Source organism: Halomonas sp. CSM-2, from assembly GCF_002119345.1.
Classification (GTDB): domain Bacteria; phylum Pseudomonadota; class Gammaproteobacteria; order Pseudomonadales; family Halomonadaceae; genus Vreelandella; species Vreelandella janggokensis.
This window is the reverse complement of record NZ_NBYR01000002.1, coordinates 92658-108383: the sequence shown is the minus strand read 5'-3', so window position 1 is coordinate 108383 and position 15726 is coordinate 92658. Positions and strand designations below refer to the sequence as shown.

General features: G+C 59.7%; 13 protein-coding genes. 3 read left to right on the top strand and 10 right to left on the bottom strand.

Going from position 1 to position 15726, the window contains the following annotated elements:
• Positions 1-34: 34 nt before the first annotated feature.
• From B7L15_RS01980 to B7L15_RS01950, 7 genes are all read right to left on the bottom strand, one after another.
• Positions 35-1156 carry an ABC transporter ATP-binding protein gene (locus B7L15_RS01980; RefSeq protein WP_085917379.1) on the bottom strand — a complete coding sequence of 374 codons (1122 nt, stop codon included), beginning with the start codon at positions 1154-1156 and terminating at the stop codon, positions 35-37.
• A 20-nt stretch (positions 1157-1176) separates the two neighbouring features.
• Positions 1177-2055: a carbohydrate ABC transporter permease gene (locus B7L15_RS01975; protein ID WP_066322350.1), complete on the bottom strand. Its 879-nt coding sequence runs from the start codon at positions 2053-2055 to the stop codon at positions 1177-1179.
• On the bottom strand, positions 2048-2974 hold the full coding sequence (locus B7L15_RS01970; RefSeq protein ID WP_085917378.1) for a carbohydrate ABC transporter permease: 927 nt from the start codon (positions 2972-2974) through the stop codon (positions 2048-2050). The genes B7L15_RS01975 and B7L15_RS01970 overlap by 8 nt, the downstream gene beginning before the upstream one ends.
• Positions 2975-3055: 81 nt before the next feature.
• Positions 3056-4336 (bottom strand): ABC transporter substrate-binding protein, encoded by a 1281-nt coding sequence (locus tag B7L15_RS01965; protein WP_085917377.1) that lies wholly within the window; start codon positions 4334-4336, stop codon positions 3056-3058.
• Between the two features lie 106 nt (positions 4337-4442).
• Positions 4443-5846 carry an ATP-binding protein gene (locus B7L15_RS01960; protein WP_085917518.1) on the bottom strand — a complete coding sequence of 468 codons (1404 nt, stop codon included), beginning with the start codon at positions 5844-5846 and terminating at the stop codon, positions 4443-4445.
• 80 nt (positions 5847-5926) lie between these two features.
• Positions 5927-6664 (bottom strand): response regulator, encoded by a 738-nt coding sequence (locus B7L15_RS01955; protein WP_085917517.1) that lies wholly within the window; start codon positions 6662-6664, stop codon positions 5927-5929.
• A gap of 112 nt (positions 6665-6776) precedes the next feature.
• On the bottom strand, positions 6777-7574 hold the full coding sequence (locus B7L15_RS01950; RefSeq protein ID WP_085917376.1) for a Cof-type HAD-IIB family hydrolase: 798 nt from the start codon (positions 7572-7574) through the stop codon (positions 6777-6779).
• Between the two features lie 161 nt (positions 7575-7735).
• Here B7L15_RS01950 and B7L15_RS01945 point away from each other — a divergent pair, with 161 nt between their 5' ends.
• From B7L15_RS01945 to B7L15_RS01935, 3 genes are all read left to right on the top strand, one after another.
• Entirely contained in the window at positions 7736-9676 is a 1941-nt protein-coding gene (locus B7L15_RS01945) for an exoribonuclease II (protein ID WP_085917375.1), read from the top strand.
• Positions 9677-9826: 150 nt separating this feature from the next.
• The gene (locus B7L15_RS01940) at positions 9827-10945 is read left to right on the top strand and encodes a glycosyltransferase family 4 protein (RefSeq protein ID WP_085917374.1); all 1119 of its coding nucleotides are present in this window, start codon (positions 9827-9829) and stop codon (positions 10943-10945) included.
• Positions 10893-11984: a lysylphosphatidylglycerol synthase transmembrane domain-containing protein gene (locus B7L15_RS01935; RefSeq protein ID WP_309782681.1), complete on the top strand. Its 1092-nt coding sequence runs from the start codon at positions 10893-10895 to the stop codon at positions 11982-11984. Before B7L15_RS01940 ends, B7L15_RS01935 begins: the two co-directional genes overlap by 53 nt.
• Positions 11985-12037: 53 nt before the next feature.
• Here B7L15_RS01935 and sucD read toward each other — a convergent pair whose 3' ends face one another.
• The 3 genes from sucD to lpdA form a co-directional block, all read right to left on the bottom strand.
• Complete coding sequence (sucD, locus tag B7L15_RS01930; RefSeq protein WP_066317215.1) at positions 12038-12910, bottom strand: succinate--CoA ligase subunit alpha; 873 nt, start codon at positions 12908-12910, stop codon at positions 12038-12040.
• Positions 12910-14076, bottom strand: a complete 1167-nt coding sequence (gene sucC / locus B7L15_RS01925; protein ID WP_066317210.1) for an ADP-forming succinate--CoA ligase subunit beta — start codon at positions 14074-14076, stop codon at positions 12910-12912. Before sucC ends, sucD begins: the two co-directional genes overlap by 1 nt.
• Positions 14077-14237: 161 nt before the next feature.
• Entirely contained in the window at positions 14238-15677 is a 1440-nt protein-coding gene (gene lpdA / locus B7L15_RS01920; RefSeq protein WP_085917372.1) for a dihydrolipoyl dehydrogenase, read from the bottom strand.
• Positions 15678-15726 lie beyond the last annotated feature (49 nt).

Below are 15726 nucleotides of genomic sequence, written 5' to 3'. Positions count from 1 at the left end.
TGGCAGGGCTTTTTTTGTCCGCAGGTTTGAACGCTTACGCGAGTCGCTTCTCGGTCTCGGCGTTGAACAGGATCGCCCGGGCCATATCAACCCGCAGCGCCAGGCGTTCGCCGGGGGCAACGGCACATTTGGGCCCTACCCGCGCGGTGACCTCCTGCTCACCCAGTGGCAGGCGCAGCAGCATATCGGCGCCGGTCGGCTCAACGACGGTGACGCTGGCATGCATCAGCGTCCCTTCCGCCTGGGCGCTCAAGCGCTCATCCTCCTCGCTGAAATGCTCGGGGCGCAGGCCCAGAGTCACCGGCTTGCCCAGCTGCTCGGTCATGGCGTCGGTAACCCGTGCCGCTGGCCAGGGCAGGCACAGGTCCTCCTCATCCGGCGTGGCGATACGTACCGCATAGCCGTCACCATCACGCTCAAGCATCGCGCTGATAAAGTTCATCGATGGCGACCCCATAAAACCGGCCACGAACATATCCACCGGATTGTTATACACCTCGTCTGGGCTGCCTAGCTGCAAAATATGTCCGTCACGCATGACCGCAATGCAGTCTGCCAGCGTCATTGCCTCAACCTGATCGTGGGTCACGTAAACAATCGTTGTGCCCAGACGCTGGTGAAGCTTTTTGATCTCGGTGCGCATATCCACCCGCAGCTTGGCGTCCAGATTGGATAGCGGCTCATCAAACAGATAGACCTTGGGCTCCCGCGCCAGCGCACGCCCCATGGCCACCCGCTGGCGTTGCCCGCCTGACAGTTGCGAAGGCTTGCGCTCAAGCAACGGAGTGATCTGCAGCAGGTCGGCGACGCGCTCGACCGCAGCCTCACGCTCTGGCTTTGGCACCTTGCGCATTTCAAGCCCGAAGCTGATGTTCTGACGCACCGTCATGCTCGGGTAGAGGGCATAGGACTGGAACACCATGGCAATATCCCGATCAGACGGGGGACGCCAGGTGACGTCTTCGCCATCGATATAAATATTGCCGCTGGTGACCGGTTCGAGCCCGGCAATGGTGTTCATTAACGTCGACTTGCCGCAGCCAGACGGGCCCACCAATATCAGAAACTCGCCGGAATCAATCGAGATGCTGACATCTTTAAGGACCCGCTCTGCGCCAAACTCTTTGCGCACATTGTGGATTTCTAACGCTGCCATAATGAAAATCCTATTTGTTATTAGCCTTTAACCGAGCCCGCCGTCAGCCCACGCACGAAGTATTTTCCTGCCAGCACGTAGACCACCAAGGTGGGCAGCGCAGCGATCATCGCGGCTGCCATATCCACGTTGTATTCGCGCACGCCGGTGGAGGTATTGACCAGGTTATTGAGCGCCACGGTGACGGGCTGGGTGTTGTGGGCCGAGAACGCCACCCCGAACAGAAAGTCGTTCCATATCTGGGTAAACTGCCAGATCACCGATACCACGATGATCGGTGTCGAGACGGGCAGAAGGATACGCCAGAAAATACGGAAGAACCCCGCGCCATCCAGCTTTGCCGCTGATACCAGTTCATTGGGAATGCCGACATAAAAGTTGCGGAAAAACAGCGTCGTAAAGGCAATCCCGAACACCACGTGCACCAGAACCAACCCCGCACGGGAGCTTGAAATACCCAGCCACCCCAGGGTTTGCGCCATGGGCAGCAACACCACCTGAAACGGAATGAAACAGCCAAACAGCATCAGCGCAAAAACCAGTTCCGAGCCTTTGAAGCGCCATTTGGTCAGCGCGTAGCCGTTCAGTGCACCAATCGTTGTGGAGATCAGCACGGCGGGAATCACAATCGCGAAGGAATTCCAGAAGTAGCCGCCAACCCCATCACAGCGCATGCCGGTACAGGCCTCGCCCCAGGCTTTGGTCCATGGCGCCAGCGTCGGGTTTTGCGGCAGTGTCAGCAGCGTGCCGGCGCTGATTTCACTGAGCGGTTTCACCGAGGTCATCAACATCACCGCCAGCGGCAGGAGATAGAACAGGGCCGCGAGGATCAGCACGCTGTATACCGCCAGTCGACTGACGCGCGCGGCTAGCGTTTGACGACGAATCACATTAGCCATGCCGACGGCTCCTCAATTCGGAATACAGATACGGAATCAGAATGGCCAGCACACCGCCCAGCATTAGCATTGCGCTCGCCGAGCCCAGGCCAATCTGCGCGCGGTTAAACGCATGGGCGTACATGAAGGTGGCGGGCAGGTCGGATGCATAACCGGGTCCACCGCCTGTCAAGGCAACCACCAGGTCGAAACTCTTGATGGCAATGTGCGCCAGGATCATCACCGCGCTGAACACCACGGGGCGCAGGCAGGGCATTACCACCCGCCAGTAAACACGCGGCAGGCTGGCACCATCCAACTGGGCGGCCTTGATGATGCTGTCGTCAATGCCCCTCAATCCGGCCAGAAACAGCGCCATGACAAACCCTGACGCCTGCCATACGGCGGCAATCACCAGGGTGTAAATCACCATGTCCGAATCGACCAGCCAGTCAAAGCGGAATGACTCGAAGCCCCAACTGCGGACCATGGCCTGAATCCCCAGACTGGGGTTCAGCAACCACTTCCAGACGACCCCGGTGACGATAAAAGATAGCGCCATGGGGTAGAGGTAAATCGTGCGCAATGCGCCTTCCTGGCGGATTTTCTGGTCGAGCAGCATCGCCAGCAGTACGCCAATCACCAGGCAAATCACCACGAACAGCGAGCCGAAAATCATCAGGTTGGTGGATGCCACCCACCAGCGATCGTTTTGCATCAAGCGCGCATACTGACCAAAGCCGACAAAGTCGTAGCTGGGCAGCATGCGTGAGCTGGTCAGCGACAGAATAAAGGTCCACAGCATGAAGCCGTAAACAAAGAACAGCGAAATGGCCACCGAGGGGGCAAACACCAGGCGTGGTAACCACGCCTGCAACCCACTCGAGGTCGAGGCACGCGGAGCAGGATGCCCGACACGCGCCGTAGAAGTGTTTTTCATGGGGAAACGTCCTCGCCAGGAAGCGATGGCGCCGCCAGCACGGCGGTGCCGGTCAGCGCCTATACAGGTTGCGAATGAACGTTAGAACGAGGCTGCTTCAGCCGCGTTGACCAGCCGCTCCGCGGCTTCTTCGGCTTGCATGTCGTCGTCGTTGAAGTAGTTGGTCACCACGTCGAAGATAGCCCCCTGGATATCAGCACGTACGGCCATACCGTGCGCCATGCTCGGCACCAGCCCGCCCTCTTCAGCGGTGCGCTGGAAATCGCTGAGCGACTGCTGTGCACAGCTGTCAAACTCGCTCATGTCCAGATCGGGCCGTGCGGGAATCGAGCCCTTGGCCAGATTGAAGGCTTCCTGGAAGGTGGGCTCGAGTACCAGACGGGCCAGCGCCTGCTGGGCTTCCCGCTCGTCGTCATCGCTGACCCGGAACATGGCCAGGCTGTCGATATTGAAAGCAAAGACATCCTCGGTTCCCGGTGCCGGGGCGCACAGGTAGTCCTCCCCTGCTGTCAGACCTCGGGCAGTAAACTCGCCTTTGGCCCAGTCGCCCATCATCTGCATGGCGGCCTCACCGTCGATCACCATCCCGGTGGCGATATTCCAGTCGCGCCCGGACATGCCGTCATCCATCAGTGTGCGCAACCGCTTGAAGTCCTCCAGTGCATCAACCATCTGATCGCCGCCCAGGGCCTCGGGGTCAAGATCGACTAACGCGCGCTGATAAAATTCGCCCCCCTGACTGCCGATCACAACGCTTTCAAAGATGGTGGCGTCCTGCCACGCCTGACCACCATGCGCTAGCGGAATATAGCCCGCATCGCGAATGGCCTCGCCTGCGTCAAACAGCTCATCAAGGGTAGTGGGCATTTCAACGCCAGCGTCATCCAGTACCTCCGGGTTGGCCCATAGCCAGTTGACCCGGTGAACGTTGGCCGGCACTGCCACGTACTCGCCGTCGTACTGCATGATGTCGGCAACAACATCGGGCAATAACGCATCCCAATCTTCCGCCTCAGCGACATCATTCAGGCTGCCGAGCAAGCCAAGCTCGCCCCACTCTTGAATCTCGGGTCCCTTGATCTGTGCCGCCGAGGGCGGGTTGCCCGACATGGCACGCGACTTGAGCACCGTCATGGCCGTTTCACCCCCACCACCGGCAACGGCAAAATCTTTCCATCCGTAACCTTCAGCCTCCATCAGATCTTTGAGCACGTTAGCCGCCCGCGCTTCACCACCGGAGGTCCACCAGTGCAGTACTTCTACCTCATTGGCCTGAGCCTGGCCGGTCATGGTGAGGCCAGCGAGCGTGGTGGCAAGGACAAGGGAAGTTTTGTTCAACGCGGTTTTCTTCAACATGGGCATGGGTAACTCCTGCTGTTGTTGTTGTGTATCGTCAATGACATCCAACAGCGTACTGTATATACGCTCCCATGGGCGTTACCGAGTCCTGCATAGTGTTTAAGGTTTATTACAAATCCGTAATAGTTTCATGGTGCGGCACGGTCAGGGTGACGCACAGACCGCCCTCTGGATGATTCGCCAGTTGGATATCGCCGCCGTGGGCACGGGCGATGTGGCGGGCAATACCCAGGCCGAGCCCACTGCCCCCGGTATGGCGGCTGCGCGACGGCTCCAGGCGAACAAACGGCGAGAACACACGGGAAAACTGGTCGTCCGGAATGCCAGGGCCGTGGTCGCGAATCTGGATCGTCACGACGCCCGCCTGGTCCGCCAGCGATACATCCGCGTGGTGACCATAGAAGACGGCATTTTCCAGCAGATTCGCCAGACAGCGCTTGAAGGCCATCGGCTTGACCATGAGTGGTGCGGCCTTGCCCTGGACCGTTACGTAGCCGCCCTGAAGTCGAAGTTCCCCGGCGATATCGTCTATGAGTGACGCAAGGTCCACCGGCTCTGGCGTTTCGTGCAGATCCAGGCCTTTTACCGACGCCAGTGCGCCCTTGACCAGGCTATCGAGTTCGTCCAGGGCCGCACAAAAGCGCTCCCGCTGAACCTCATCCTCCAGCATTTCGGCGCGCAGACGCAGGCGCGTCAGCGGCGTTTTCAGATCATGAGAGATCGCCGAAAACAACCGTTCGCGTTCCTCGATCTGCTCCCGAATACGCTGTTGCATCCGGTTGAATGCCACCGCGGTGGCGGCGACCTCTTTGGGCCCACTCTCCTTGAGCGGCGGCATATCCAGGTCGTCGCCAAGCTGCAGTGCCGCTCTGGAGAGCCGAGCCAGGGGGCGGGTCGCACTACGAATCCCCATCAATGACAGGGCTATCACGCTGAGCAGCACCAGTAGCCCGACCAGTACGCGCTCTTCGGAAAGCCAGCGATAGCCGGTGAAAATATCCGGCACCCCCAGCAGCGTGGCCACGTAAAGCCAGGTGTCCGGAGCCAGCTCCAGTTGGACCACCAGAATCGGGGGCGAAAGTGGCTCCATCAGCAGGCTATGCTGGCCCCATCGCGGCGGCAAGTCCTTGAGTAACACTTCGTTATTCAAGACGCGAAGCGTCTCGGGCCGGGAGAACTCCACCACCACATCGTCGATATTGAGCTGCTCGGTGAGAATATTGCGCACGTTATCCACCACCACCCGCTTCTCCGGGCCCGAGCCAATATCCTCGATGGTCAAGCGCCGCTCGTTGATGCTGACAAAAAATCGCGTGCCGCCCATGTTGCGCAACTGGTCGAGCACGATGTGTCGATACTCATAGGGCAATGAACGAAAATACTGCATCGTGGATGCGATACTGAACGCCATATTGGTCGACAGCTCATCCAGCTGTCGCAACTGACTGGAACGCACTTGAGACGTCCAGATCGCATAGCTTGCCACCTGAGCGACCAACACCCCGGCCAGCATGATAATCACGAAGCGACCGCGTAACGTGGTCGGCAACCAGCGCGCGACACGCCGCTTGAGGGCTAGCCAGCGCAAAGGGGTCACGTCAGCGCGTCAACACGGGCGGTTAATATGTAACCCGCTCCCCGGACGGTGCGGATCAGTTGCGAATGCTGGGCGTCTTCGCCCAGTCGCTGGCGAAGTCGGCAGACGTGTACATCGATCGAGCGGTCCAGCGGCGGGGCGTCGCGGCCACGGGTGAGCGCATAGAGATCGTCGCGGGACAGTACCGTGGCGGGGCGCTCCAGGAAGACCTGAAGCAGTTGAAAATCGGCCCCGGACAACGCTGTACGTTCGCCCTGCTGGTCGATCAGTTCCCGGGTCATCCGATCCAGCTGCCAGCCGCCGAAGCTCACGCAGCGCGCCTGATCAGCGCTGGATGCGAGTTGAGCGGGTCGGGTTCTACGCATGACCGCCTTGATGCGCGCCAGCAGTTCGCGCGGGTTGAACGGCTTGCCAAGATAGTCATCGGCGCCCAACTCCAGGCCCAGAATGCGGTCGGTTTCATCGGCACTGGCGGTGAGCATGATAATCGGCACGTCGCTTTGCCGTCGCACTTCACGGCAGATCGAAAAGCCATCGTCCCCCGGCAGCATCAGATCGACGATCAGTAGATCTGCCGACGTCTGTTGCATAAGGGTTCTCAACGCATCGGCATCCTGGGCGGTAAGCACATGATAGCCATGACGACCCAGATAATCTGCCAGCAGTTCACATATTTCCGGGTCGTCGTCGACCACGAACAGCGTGGCGGGCTTGGTCGGGGTGGACGATGTCATGGTAGCGGTTGTCATCGAGGCAGGCTGATCCCACGCCATTATTATAAGGGAAGATGATCATGGGCGAGCCAAGCGCAGGTGACAAGGCTGCCTCGACTAAGGTGGTAGCCTGTTACAGCGCAAAGCGCTCGCGTAACCACTGGGCAACCGCCGCCTCACCATGATGACCAATACGTTTAGCGCCGGTGACGCGATCAGACAACGCCGGATGGGCGTTGGCCATCACCTGGGCTTCACCCGCCAGATCCAGCATTTCGGTATCGTTGAGGTTATCGCCAAAGGCGAGGCAGTCGGCGACCGTTAACCCCAACCGTTCCAGCAGTGATGATAGCGCGACCCCTTTGTTGACGCCGCGGGCCATGATTTCCAGCGAATCGACTGTCGAGTAGGTAATATGCAGCGCGTCACCATGAGCTTCCTGCGCCTGGGCCTCCAGCCGTTTCAACGCGGCTGGGTCGCCCAGATAAAGCACTTTGCCGACACCGTTCGTGTCCATCTGCGCGGGCGGTACGACGTCATAACGAAAGCCGGTAGACGCATGAAGTGACAGTAAGTGCGGGGCCTCAGCATCGATATGCCAGCCGCTTTCACGGTAAAGATTAAGCCGTACCTGGGGCGGGCGCGGAAGATCGATCAGTGTCTGTGCGTGTTCCGGGGCAACATGGTTGGCGGCGAGCAAGGTATCCTGCGGGTCGTGCACATAAGCGCCGTTGGTACTGATCAAGTGCGCCGGAATCGCCAGTTGATCACGGAACACCCGCATATCGTGATAATGACGGCCCGACGCCAGCGCGACGTGATGCCCCTGACCATGCAACTGGCGAAGTACGTCAACCGTCTCATCGTGCAGCCGATGATCACTCCCCAGCAGGGTTCCATCCAGATCCGAAACAATTAGCCGTGGTGTCATAGCGCGCTCCCGAGTGATGAACCAATAGCTTACCCGATTCGGCAAACTGCATGTAAGTAGTTGACTTGTCGTCTTCCAAATCGACCAACGGCAACGACAATTGGCGCGGCCCGCGGTAATCCGTATAGTGGCACCCTATCCTTCGCCAACTGATTGACCTCATGCTGCAAAACAATTCCGTGCTTGCCTCGCTCAAGCAACAGATTCGCGATACCACCCCACGTGCCGAAGGGGTGATCAAAGCTACCGAGAAAGGCTTCGGGTTTCTTGAAACCGACGACGGTGAATCCTATTTCGTGCCGCCCCCCGCCATGAAACAGGTGCTGCACGGCGACCGTGTCGAGGGCGTCATCCATGAAAACGGCGATAAAAAATCCCTTGAGCCCGAGAAGCTGATTGAAGCGGGGCTCGACCGTTTTGTTGCTCGTGTGCAAAAGCGCGAAGACCGCCTTGCCGTCGTGCCGGATCATCCCTCGATCCGTAACGTGCTTAAAGCGCGCATCAAGAACAGCCTGGATGAGTCGACCATTGCGGATGGTGATTGGGTCGTCGCCCGCCTGGTGCGTCACCCGCTGAAAGAAAATGATCGCGGTTTTTTCAGCCAGATTGACGAGCTGGTAGCCAAATCCGACGACCCCGCCGTGCCATGGCGTGTCACGCTTGCCCGTCATGCCCTTGAACAGGCATCTCCCAATGCGGGCGACGACTGGCCACTGCACGATGAAGGCCTCGCCCGTGAAGACCTGACGGCACAGCCCTTCTTTACCATCGACGGTGAAAAAACCCGCGATATGGATGACGCGCTGCACGTCACGCCGCGCGCCGAAGGCGGCTGGCAGATGAGCGTCGCCATCGCCGACCCTACCGCCTATGTGGAAGAAGGCCACGCCGCCGATCTCGAAGCGCGCACCCGCGCCTTTACGGTGTATTTGCCCGGCCAGAACGTCACCATGCTGCCAGAGAAGTTGTCGGATGAGCTGTGCTCGCTGTGGGAGGACCAAGAACGCCCGGCACTGGCCTGCACGCTGGATATCAATGCCGACGGTAGCCTGGGCAATTACCGCTTTTTTGCCGCCACTGTTAAATCCCACGCCAAACTGGCTTACGACCATGTGTCTGACTGGATCGACGGCCAGGGTGACTGGGCACCAGCGGATAACATTGCCGAACAGCTGACCGCGCTGCGCGATTTAACCGAAGCGCGTACCGCCTGGCGTAACGAGCATGCCCTGGTCTTCAAGGATCGTCCCGACTATGTCTTTGACCTGGACGATGCGGGGAATGTTCTGGGGATTCGCACCGAGGATCGGCGGATTGCCAACCGCATGATCGAAGAGTCGATGATTGCCGCCAACGCCTGTTGCGCCGATTTCCTCGCCCAGCACATCGGCCACGGCATCTTCAACGTGCACCGCGCCTTTGAGCCCGAGAAAGCCGAAGCCGCGCAGGAGTTCCTGGCGGGTCAGGAAATTGAGGTGGATCAGCAGGCGTTAACCGAGCTTGCCCACTACAAAGACCTCAAGCGCGCGCTGGAAAGCCGCGACGACGCCTGGCTGGATGCCCGCCTGCGCCGCTTCCAGGGCTTTACCAGCATGTCGGCCCAACCCGGCCCGCACTTTGGCTTGGGCCTTGCCGCCTACGCCACCTGGACCTCGCCGATTCGTAAGTACGGCGATATGGTCAACCATCGCTTGATCAAGCGCGTGCTGAAGGGTGAACAGGCTCCGGCCGAAGCCAGTCAGCAGCTCACCGAGCAGTTGACCGAGCGCCGCCGTCTGAATCGCATGGCCGAGCGCGACGTCAAAGACTGGCTCTATGTGCGCTACCTGACACCGGCAGCGCAAAACCAGGACACCTTTGACGCCGAGATCATGGCAATCAACCGTGGCGGCATGCGCGTTCGCCTGGTCGAAAACGGCGCCACCGCCTTTATCCCCGCCCCCTTGATGCACAGCGACCGCAGCAAGGTGGTCATCGACGATAAAGAGGGCCGCATCCAGATCGAAGGTGAAGAGCGCTACAAGCTCGGCGACAGCCTTCGCGTCGTGCTCACCGAAGCCCGTGAAGAAACCCGCTCGCTGGTGGCAAAACCCGCTGCTTGATAAGCGTGCTCATTGAGCTGACGTTAAGCCACGGTCTCGATTGACGAGAGCGTGGCTTTTTTATGTGCATTTCAGTCATCGCCCTGTCGCCGAACTGACTTATTGATTGGTTAAGGTAATTCATGACACTCATGTGGCTCGGAGGTTACCTTGCACATCGCCGATGTGACCATGTTCCATGCGCCGGCCAGCGGCGGCGTGCGTACCTATCTACAGGCCAAACATCGCGTCTTTTCCCGCTACCCCGGCGTGCGCACCAGCTTGCTGGTACCCGGTGCCGAGCGGGACAGCCTCGGTGATCAGCATACGTTACCCGCCTTTCGCTTACCCCTTGGGCAAGGTTACCGCTTTCCTCTACGCACCCGCCCGTGGCGCGATGCGCTGATCGGCTTACAGCCTGACCTCATCGAGGCCGGTGACCCTTATGTGACGGCCTGGGCAGCCCTTGAAGCCGGACAACGGCTGGGCATTCCCGTGGTCGGGTTTTATCACTCGGACTTGCCACGCTTGATGGGCGACCGTTTCGGGCAGCAGGTTAGTCGTCGCTTGATCCGCTATGTGACGACCCTCTACCGCCAGTTTGACAGTGTGCTGGCGCCCTGCCAGGCCATGGCGGACCGTTTGCGGGATTGGGGCGTCGAGCAGGTGCGTGTTCAGCCGCTGGGCGTCGACCTCAACCACTTTCATCCCACTCATTACGATGCTGAGTTTCGCGCCAACATGGGCATCCCCCCGCATAAAAAGCTGCTGGTTTTCGTCGGCCGTTATTCCCGGGAAAAGAATATCGATGTACTGCTGGCCACCATGCGCAAGCTGGGCGGCGGCTATCACCTGCTGCTGATGGGCCCGGGGATGCCCCACCAGGTCCCCAGCAACGTCACCGTGGTGGACCGCTGTTGCGGCGCGCACGAGGTCGCCAAGGCACTGGCCAGCAGCGACGCCCTGGTGCATGCCGGTACGCGGGAAACCTTTGGCCTGATCGCCCAGGAAGCCATGGCCAGCGGCATTCCGGTAGTGGCCGCCAGGGCCGGGGCACTGGCCGAGAACGTTCCCCTCGGCGCGGGCATTCTGTGCCGCCCGCTGGACCCGGCCGCCATGGCCGATGCCTGCGAAGCGCTGTTCAGTAACGACATTGCCGCCAGCGGCCGTTATGCGCGCCGCCATGTGGAACGTCATTTCAACTGGGATAGCGTGATGCATGCCCTGCTGGCGCACTATGAAAGCCTTACCGACATCGCCCTGCCCCATGCGCTCCCCCAACCTCGCTAAACCCGGCAGCGGACGTCGCTGGCGGTCGCTGCCTATCGCAATGATCGTTCTGGCCCTGGGGTTACCGCTGTTGCTGACCACCTGGATCGGCGGCAGCGACGCCTGGCAGCGAGTCGGACAGTTCCCGCTCGGCATCCTGCTGCTGATGCTGACGCTCGCCGCGCTATGCTGGAACCTGAACGCCGCGCGGCTGCGTTTGATGTTGGGCGGCCGGGCAGGCGCGCTCGGCCAGCGTGGTGCCCTGGGTATTGAGCTGGCCTCCAAATTCGCCCTGTGCGCCACGCCAGGCGGCAGCGGCGGTGCCGCCACGCTGCTGGTGCTATTGGCCCAGCGCGGGCTGCCGCCTTCCAAAGGCAGTGCCGTGTTTCTGATTGACCAGGGCTGCGACATGCTGTTTTTTCTCAGCATGCTCGGCGGGCTGGTGCTGTGGTCGTTGATTGGTGATGTGCACTGGCCGCACCAGGTGCTGGTCCAATCAGCTTTGGCGGGGCTGGTGATCGTCGCCACGCTGGTCTGCCTGCTGATCTACCATCTGCCACGCTTATTGCGCGCGCAGCGCTTCAGGCTCACCTGGCTCAGCCGTTACCGGCGGCGACGGCTTGCGCGAGGCTTTTTGGGGTTTCGTCAGGCGCTGAAGGTAACCCTGGCGTTGCCGCGGACCACCCTGCTTGCGATGATGGCGCTGACCACCGCGCACTGGCTGATGCGCTACAGCCTGCTTTACCTGGCCGTGCTGGGCGTCGGTGGCAACATCGATTGGGTATGGACCTTTCTGACCCAAATGCTGGCCATGGCGGCCAGCCAGCTGAGCTTTTTGCCCGGCGGTGCCGGCGCCGCGGAAGTCGGCGTGGGCTCGCTGCTGCTGCCATTGATGGCCGCTGAACAGGCCGCCGCTGCGGTACTGATCTGGCGACTGGTCAGCTACCATCTTTATCTGGCCGCTGGCGCGCCGTTTTTTCTCAGCTACGGATTTCGCTTGTTCAGGCGTAACGCCTCAATCGATGGCTACCTCCCAGAGACAAAAAAAGAGCACCCGTAGGTGCTCTTTTTTCATATCAGGCGCGTATTGTACACACCAGACGACGTAACCGTTTACCAGCCAGTCACTGCTTTCAGCGCGTCGCCGATTTCCGCCAGGGAGCGGACGGTTTTAACACCGGCGTCTTCAAGGGCAGAGAACTTCTCGTCAGCGGTGCCTTTACCGCCAGAGATGATCGCGCCCGCATGGCCCATACGCTTGCCGGGAGGTGCTGTCACACCGGCAATGTAGGCCACGACAGGCTTGGAAACGTTGGCTTTGATGTAAGCCGCTGCTTCTTCTTCCGCCGTGCCGCCGATTTCGCCGATCATGACGATGGCTTCGGTTTTCGGGTCTTTCTCGAACATCTCAAGGATGTCGATGAAGTTGGAGCCCGGGATCGGGTCACCACCGATGCCGACACAGCTGGACTGACCAAAGCCATGATCGGTGGTCTGCTTGACCGCTTCGTAGGTCAAGGTACCCGAGCGCGATACGATGCCAACACGGCCAGGCTGGTGAATGTGACCCGGCATGATACCGATCTTGCACTCGCCCGGCGTAATAACGCCCGGGCAGTTCGGTCCGATCAGGCGAACGCCCAGCTCGTCACACTTCACCTTGGCTTCGAGCATGTCAAGCGTGGCAATGCCTTCCGTGATGCACACAATCAGCTTGATACCGGCATTGGCCGCTTCAAGGATTGAATCTTTGCAGAACGGTGCCGGTACATAGATCACGCTGGCTTCGGCGCCGGTTTTCGCTACCGCTTCTTTCACGGTGTTGAAAACAGGCAGACCCAGGTGCTCCTGGCCGCCTTTGCCCGGCGTTACGCCGCCGACCATCTGGGTACCGTAGGCAATCGCCTGCTCGGAGTGGAACGTACCCTGGCCACCGGTAAAGCCCTGGCAGATGACCTTGGTGTTCTTGTCGATCAGGATGCTCATTACTTGCCCTCCGCCGCTTTAACGACCTGCTGAGCCGCGTCGGTCAGACTGGTAGCCGCGATAATGTTGAGACCGCTAGACGCGAGTTTCTCGGTGCCTAGCTCGGCGTTGTTACCTTCCAGACGCACCACGACCGGGACGTTGACACCCACCTGCTCAACGGCACCGATGATGCCTTCAGCGATCATGTCGCAACGGACGATGCCGCCGAAGATGTTCACCAGTACGGCCTTGACGGAGTCATCAGACAGAATCAGTTTGAAGGCTTCTGCAACGCGCTCTTTGGTGGCACCGCCGCCAACATCGAGGAAGTTGGCCGGCTTGCCGCCGTTCAGGTTGACGATATCCATGGTGCCCATGGCCAGACCAGCGCCGTTGACCATGCAGCCGATGTTGCCATCCAGCGCCACATAGTTGAGCTCCCATGCAGCCGCTTCAGCTTCACGCTCGTCTTCCTGAGACGGATCGCGCATTGCCTGCAGATCCGGGTGACGGTAAAGCGCGTTGCTGTCGAGGCCAAGCTTGGCGTCGAGGCAGTGCAAGTTGCCCTGGTCGGTGATGACCAACGGGTTAATTTCAAGCAGCGCCAGGTCTTTCTCATGGAACAGCTTGGACAGCCCCAGGAAAATCTTGGTGAACTGCTTGATCTGGTCGCCGGAAAGACCCAGTGCAAAGGCCAGTTCACGCGCCTGGTAAGGCTGTGCGCCGACCAGCGGGTCGATCTCGGCTCTGAGAATCTTTTCGGGCGTTTCTTCGGCGACTTTCTCGATCTCTACGCCGCCTTCGGTAGAGGCCATGAAGACCACGCGGCGGGTCGTACGATCGACAACGGCACCCAGATACAGCTCGTCGGCGATATCAGTGCAGGTTTCGATCAGAATCTTGGAAACTGGCTGGCCGTGCTCGTCGGTCTGGAAGGTCACCAGGTTTTTGCCCAGCCACTGCTCGGCAAACGCCTTGGCATCAGCCGGGTCTTTAATCAGCTTTACGCCGCCCGCTTTACCACGACCACCTGCGTGCACCTGGGCTTTGACCACCCACATGTCGCCGCCGATCTTTTTACATGCGTCTTCAGCTTCTTCGGGAGTGTCCACAGCAAAGCTCTTGGACACGGGTAGACCATAATCGGCAAACAGCTGTTTGCCTTGATACTCGTGAAGGTTCATCGATTCATGCCATTGGTTGCATGTGACTCGAACGATGATCAGTTTCCTTGAAAGAACTGTCATCCCCGTGCTTTCGATCTCTGTTTTTCAAACCGCGTCGAAAAGACATGGCCGAAAGCGTTGCGCCACCCTGGGGTGGCGCTTTTTTGTTACGGCGTAATTTACTTACGCTTTTTGCGGTTGGCCATATGGATCGCGTGGCCTTCAACCGCGAGCGCCGCTTCATGCACCGCTTCCGACATGGTCGGGTGAGCGTAGCACGTCAGCGCCAGGTCTTCGGCACTGGAACCGAATTCCATGGCAATCACGCCTTGAGCAATCATCTCACCGGCGTGCTGGCCAACGATGTGCATGCCCAGAATACGGTCGGTTTCCGCATCCGCGATGATCTTGGCATTGCCTTCGGTGGCGTTGTTGGCCATCGCACGGCCACTGGCCGCGAAGGGGAAGCTACCGGTTTTGACCTCGATACCTTTCGCCTTGGCTTCTTCTTCGGTAATCCCTACCCAAGCGACTTCCGGGAAGGTGTAGATCACGTTGGGAATGGCGTCATAGTTCATCTCGGCCTTATGACCGGCGATGATATCCGCCACCATGATGCCTTCTTCAGAAGCCTTGTGCGCCAGCATCGGGCCGCGAACGCAGTCACCGATGGCGTAAACGCCCGGAACATTGGTGCGGCACTGATCGTCAACGAAGATGAAACCACGCTCGTCAAGCTCGATGCTCACCCCATCGGCAATCACGCCTTTGGTGTAAGGACGACGACCCACGCTGACAATCAGCTTGTCGAAGGTCATTTCCTGTTCGCCGTCGGCGTCGGTGTACTTGACGGTAACTTCGTCGCCATTGGTTTCCGACCCGGTCACGCGAGCACCCAGCTTGATGTCCAGGCCCTGCTTCTTGAGCAGCTTCTGGGTCTCTTTGCTGATGGCACCGTCGACCATGGGCAGGAAGGAATCCATGGCTTCCAGTACGGTGACGTCGGAGCCCAGGCGATTCCACACGCTGCCCAGCTCCAGGCCGATAATGCCGGCACCAATCACGCCCAGACGCTTCGGCGTTTCAGTGAACTCAAGCGCGCCGGTGGAATCGACAATCAGCCCTTCGGTCAGCGGCGTCGGGGGAATTTCCACCGGCACCGAGCCCGCCGCCACGACGATATTATCGGCGTCGTAGGTGGTGGCCTTGCCGTCCTTATCGGTCACTTCCACTTGTTTGCCGGAAATGACTTTACCAGTGCCGTCAATGGCGGTGACGCCGTTGGCCTTGAACAGACCCGAGATGCCGCCGGTCAAGTTCTTAACAATCTTGTCCTTGCGGGCCATCATCTTTTTGACGTCCATGCTGACGTCACCGGCCTGGATACCCAGGTCGCCGAAATCGTCTTTCGCTTCAACGAACTTGTGCGATGCTTCGAGCAGCGCCTTGGACGGGATACAGCCGACGTTCAGGCAGGTACCGCCGTGCACGACGTTACCTTCCTTGCCGATCCATTTTTCGACACAGGCGGTTTTCAGCCCGAGTTGCGCCGCACGGATGGCCGCTACATAACCACCGGGGCCGGCACCAATAACGATCACATCAAACTTGTCAGCCATGTTGGCTCCTTTAGCTTGGGTGCCTCCTCCCTTTTGGGGCAGAAGGCAG

Excerpts from the sequence above, each read along its gene's own strand:
- B7L15_RS01980 (WP_085917379.1), bottom strand. The coding sequence starts at position 1,156 with ATGGCAGCGTTAGAAATCCACAATGTGCGCAAAGAGTTTGGCGCAGAG.
- B7L15_RS01975 (WP_066322350.1), bottom strand. The coding sequence starts at position 2,055 with ATGGCTAATGTGATTCGTCGTCAAACGCTAGCCGCGCGCGTCAGTCGA.
- B7L15_RS01970 (WP_085917378.1), bottom strand. The coding sequence starts at position 2,974 with ATGAAAAACACTTCTACGGCGCGTGTCGGGCATCCTGCTCCGCGTGCC.
- B7L15_RS01965 (WP_085917377.1), bottom strand. The coding sequence starts at position 4,336 with ATGCCCATGTTGAAGAAAACCGCGTTGAACAAAACTTCCCTTGTCCTT.
- B7L15_RS01960 (WP_085917518.1), bottom strand. The coding sequence starts at position 5,846 with ATGCTGGCCGGGGTGTTGGTCGCTCAGGTGGCAAGCTATGCGATCTGG.
- B7L15_RS01955 (WP_085917517.1), bottom strand. The coding sequence starts at position 6,664 with ATGACATCGTCCACCCCGACCAAGCCCGCCACGCTGTTCGTGGTCGAC.
- B7L15_RS01950 (WP_085917376.1), bottom strand. The coding sequence starts at position 7,574 with ATGACACCACGGCTAATTGTTTCGGATCTGGATGGAACCCTGCTGGGG.
- B7L15_RS01945 (WP_085917375.1), top strand. The coding sequence starts at position 7,736 with ATGCTGCAAAACAATTCCGTGCTTGCCTCGCTCAAGCAACAGATTCGC.
- B7L15_RS01935 (WP_309782681.1), top strand. The coding sequence starts at position 10,893 with ATGAAAGCCTTACCGACATCGCCCTGCCCCATGCGCTCCCCCAACCTC.
- sucD (WP_066317215.1), bottom strand. The coding sequence starts at position 12,910 with ATGAGCATCCTGATCGACAAGAACACCAAGGTCATCTGCCAGGGCTTT.
- sucC (WP_066317210.1), bottom strand. The coding sequence starts at position 14,076 with ATGAACCTTCACGAGTATCAAGGCAAACAGCTGTTTGCCGATTATGGT.
- lpdA (WP_085917372.1), bottom strand. The coding sequence starts at position 15,677 with ATGGCTGACAAGTTTGATGTGATCGTTATTGGTGCCGGCCCCGGTGGT.